Source organism: Brevundimonas sp. (assembly GCF_036659295.1).
Taxonomy (GTDB): domain Bacteria; phylum Pseudomonadota; class Alphaproteobacteria; order Caulobacterales; family Caulobacteraceae; genus Brevundimonas.
The window spans coordinates 1-3735 of sequence record NZ_JAVXCU010000067.1 but is presented as its reverse complement, the minus strand read 5'-3'; the positions used below and the strand labels follow the sequence as shown (position 1 = coordinate 3735).

General features: G+C 55.2%; 4 protein-coding genes. 2 read left to right on the top strand and 2 right to left on the bottom strand.

Annotation, left to right across the window (positions count from 1 at the left end; all coding sequences use genetic code 11):
* Together RSB01_RS11000 and RSB01_RS10995 are read right to left on the bottom strand one after the other, a co-directional pair.
* Positions 1–1211: hypothetical protein (locus RSB01_RS11000; protein WP_332625469.1), on the bottom strand; the 1211-nt coding region annotated here is incomplete at its 3' end.
* Positions 1212–1219: 8 nt separating this feature from the next.
* Positions 1220–1963 carry a LemA family protein gene (locus tag RSB01_RS10995; RefSeq protein WP_332625467.1) on the bottom strand — a complete coding sequence of 248 codons (744 nt, stop codon included), beginning with the start codon at positions 1961–1963 and terminating at the stop codon, positions 1220–1222.
* Between the two features lie 799 nt (positions 1964–2762).
* Between RSB01_RS10995 and RSB01_RS10990 the strand changes: the two genes are divergently transcribed.
* Positions 2763–3245, top strand: a complete 483-nt coding sequence (locus RSB01_RS10990; RefSeq protein WP_332625465.1) for a hypothetical protein — start codon at positions 2763–2765, stop codon at positions 3243–3245.
* Positions 3217–3735: 3'-5' exonuclease (locus tag RSB01_RS10985; protein WP_332625464.1), on the top strand; the 519-nt coding region annotated here is incomplete at its 3' end. The genes RSB01_RS10990 and RSB01_RS10985, both read left to right, overlap by 29 nt.

Below are 3735 nucleotides of genomic sequence, written 5' to 3'. Positions count from 1 at the left end.
TTGAAATGGGCGCGCGCCACCATCAGGTCGTAGAAGCGGAAGCTGTCGGGCGAGGCGCTGATGTCCATACCGGTTAGGTGCTTAGGCTCGACGGCATTGATTTTCTGCATCTTGCTGAAGACGAAGTTGTCGCCGAAACCGATTTGCTTGTCCTTGAGGATTTTCACCATTTCCTGCTGAGCGAGGGGAGTGAACAACATACGGAACTGAACTTCGTGATCGCGATCACCTGCAGCAAAAAGGGCGTCGAACTCGCGATTGGCCATGGGGGTGAATCCAGATCCGGACGACAGTTTACGGGCCTTGGTCTCCAGCTTCTTGATTGCCTGGTTCTTGCGCCATTTGTTGATGGCGCCATCATCCAGTGCCGACAGGGACGAGGGCTGGCGAGAGAAGTTCAAATCCGGTGCCGCATGGTTGCCGTAGATTAGAATCGACTCAGTTTCATAACTGGGGAAGGGTTTGTTGACCGAAGCCTTCAGCGTCTGGGAACGCGACACAGTGGTCGTGCGCCCGTTGGAATCTCGACCTTGTTCAGTCCAGTGGATCGTCAAGCTACCGCTGTAGGTCTTTGATCCGATCCAGTGGTTCAGGGTCTGGGCGAGGATAAAGGGGTTGCCGCTGACGATCCCCGTATGGGCGAACATCACTGACCGGCTGTTGTTAAAGGCGTCGTTCCAGCCATAGGACTGCCGTAAGTTTATCAGTCGTGCGTGGCTGAAATAGGGGTCTAGCTCGATTTTGGGGAAGGTTTTGCTGACTAGTTTTGCGAAGATGTCCCAATCGAAAAGGCTGTTCAACGCTGACATCTGGGCCCAGGCTAGGGCCTCTCTTTCAGCGCGCTCAGTGATCAGGGCTTGAGTGTGGTTGTCGCCTGCTTTGATGATGGGGTTTAGCTTGGCAAAGATGGCTGCCAGCAAACCAGCCGCTCCCGTCAGCCATGCCAGGTGTTGGCGATAGGCCAGGAACAGGGTTACGGCGACCGCCACATAGACGGCAATACGCAGCAGCTTTAGCCATCGTGTGTTGTTGCCCGAGGCCTTTCCGCGCTTTTCCAAGTCGCGGATTTCTTGAACCGTCTTGCTGTTGGCCGCCTCATCAACGCGTGAAGTGCGAACCATGTCCTCGAAGTAGTCAGCCGTATGCTGTAGATGGGCGTCCTTCAGGTAGGCCTGATAGTGTTCAAGAGGTTCGTGGACGTCCTCAGCCATTGGCCCAGTCAGAAGAATGTCCCCCGGGCCGCCGCCTTGGTCTCAGCCGACGCCGTGAAGGGGATACGTGTGGTGTAGCGTTGGCGCGCGGCCACGATTTGCTTGGTCGGCCAGGCGAAGATGTCCTGGTTCCAGATCGCTACGGTATCATTGTAGAGGGTACGCGCGGCGGTGATTTCTTTTTGCAGATAACTGTTCTGCTGCATGGCATCGGCGATGGTGGCGTGGGCCTTCAGGTCGGGATAGGCTTCGAATGCCACATTAATGCGCGACAGAACGCTGTCCATTTCGGCCGAGGCAGCGTTGCGTTGGGAATCTGTGCCTGATGAGGCTCCGCTACGCAGAGCGGCGACGCTCTTCATCACGTCCTTGTCCAAATCGACCGCCTTGTTCAGCAGGCCGACGACGTTGTTCAAGATAATGACCCTCTGCTCCAGATAGTTGTCGATCTGGGATGCGTCGGCTTGGATCTTTTGTTGCAGCTTGCGAAGATAGGCTAGGGCGTTGATCTTCATGAACAGGAAGATCAGGCCGGGCAGGACGCCTAGCGCTGCGACGATGGCACCGTTCAGGTGGGGAACCACCCCTAGGGCGACGCCGGCCAGCGCGACGAGAGGAATGATGATCCAAAGGGTGATCTCGAAGATCAACGAGCCGACGCCGACAGTCACTGGAATTTGCTTCTCAATGACATTGATGTCGCGGCCTGATTGATTGACCATACCCGTGACTTCGTCGAGTTCATTGCCCATGAAATATCCCCTTTAAATAGAGGGCGTTGTCTCTTGCACCTGAGCGGCTTTGTCAACGTGCAAGCTAGACGTTTGGAGCAAACCGTAATTGAGCTGACGGTAGGGTTTTGTGGAATGGCCTCTTGGGTGCAAAAGGGCAGGGGCGTTTGCCGAAATGCAGACCTTCAGAGATTTCGATAAGGTTGGAGAACCGAATAAGGCATCGTGCCACAAAGCAGGCGTCCGAAACACGTGCCGAATGTCGCATTCACCATGTGGTCTGTATGACCGTTCTTGGCGCTTTTAAGCGATTGAGTACTCTCAGTGCTGAAAACTAAAATGCACTAGGCGGCTTTGGGAAAGCACCATCATGCGACCAAATTTGGCGTATGTTCTCCCTATCTTAATCTGGTTTAGGGTTGTGAAGAGGAGCAGATGGGATGAGACGACTTCCCCCGGGGTTCGGTTCGACCGGAGGTTTGAATCTTGGTCATAATTCGTTGGAGGTGAATGCTGGTGTCGGCACTAGCCATCTTCGTCTAGCGCAAGAGCGCGTGGCCGCTCGACTCGCGGCGACTGTAGCGCCAGTAGCACCTAGAAAAGCATCTACGACAGCCAAGCAGAAGGATGGGGCGGATGGCTGACAAGTCACGCGCACCGGACGGTGCCTTTATGAACCGCATGATGCCGAATGATTATGAGAAGCGAGGCATGGCGACGGGGCATCTACGGCAAGCGATGAACCAAGCCGGCCGAGCACAATCTTCTAAAATTCCGCCAACCGCTACAGCGCCAGTGCAATCTGAGTCTTCAAAGAAGGATGGGTAGCCTTTGGGACGTCACGGCGCTGATTGTTTCCGGCGCGGCGCTTGGCATAGCAGTTTTTACGGTCTGGCGCTCTAACTGCAACACTTCTGCTGCGACGCTGGTCTCGTTATACGAGGCGTTGCGTGCTGCCTGGGGGCGTTACCTCCAGGCGGAAAAACCTGATCAAGTCGAGTTTGAGTTCGCTGAGCTCATCAATCTTATCGAGCTAGCACGCGCGGTCTATCTGGATGCAGCTGTCCACGGTGCAACGCGCGAGATTCTTGAAGAGTATTTGGTCGAGGTGTTGGAAATTTTGCGTGCTGACGATGTTGCGCGAAAACGGATGGCGGGCCTGATGGAGCGCCCCAACACCTACAAGTATCTGAAGCTGTTTTTGAGGAAGATGCGCAGGCAAGAGAAGTTGGGAGCCTTGGATGACCAGACTAAGTCTCGCAGCGCCAGGATTGATGCGACCGCTGAAGACGGTGGCCGATAGAGCAAATGGAGATGGCGTGGATTTAGAAGCGATGGTGACTGCGCTCGAGGAAAGTGGAGAGTATCGTGTTTTGCGCAAGCTGAAGAATCGACCGTCCCAGGTTGAGCCGAATGTGCACGGGATACGAACCGGTTTGTTTGTCGACGTCGAAACTACCGGATTGGACCCCCGTCACGACGAGATCATCGAACTCGCTATGACGCGCTTCTACTACAGTCCCGACGGGCGTATTCATGGCATTGGTCAGAGCTTCCAGGGCTTTCGCCAGCCTTCTCGGCCGATCCCGCCTGAGATCACAGCGATTACTGGAATCACAAACGCGATGGTGGCTGGCTGCCAGATCGATCCGGTTGAGGTTGCCTCTTTTGCGGCGTCTTCAGCTTTCGTCGCCGCTCATAACGCCAGTTTCGATCGCCGCTTTCTCGAGCGATATAGCGATGTCTTCAAAACCAAGCCTTGGGCCTGTTCGATGACACAGGTCGATTGGGCG

Bases quoted from the DNA above. Each gene is read 5' to 3' on its own strand.
- RSB01_RS10995 (WP_332625467.1), bottom strand. From the start codon at position 1,963: ATGGGCAATGAACTCGACGAAGTCACGGGTATGGTCAATCAATCAGGC.
- RSB01_RS10990 (WP_332625465.1), top strand. From the start codon at position 2,763: ATGGGTAGCCTTTGGGACGTCACGGCGCTGATTGTTTCCGGCGCGGCG.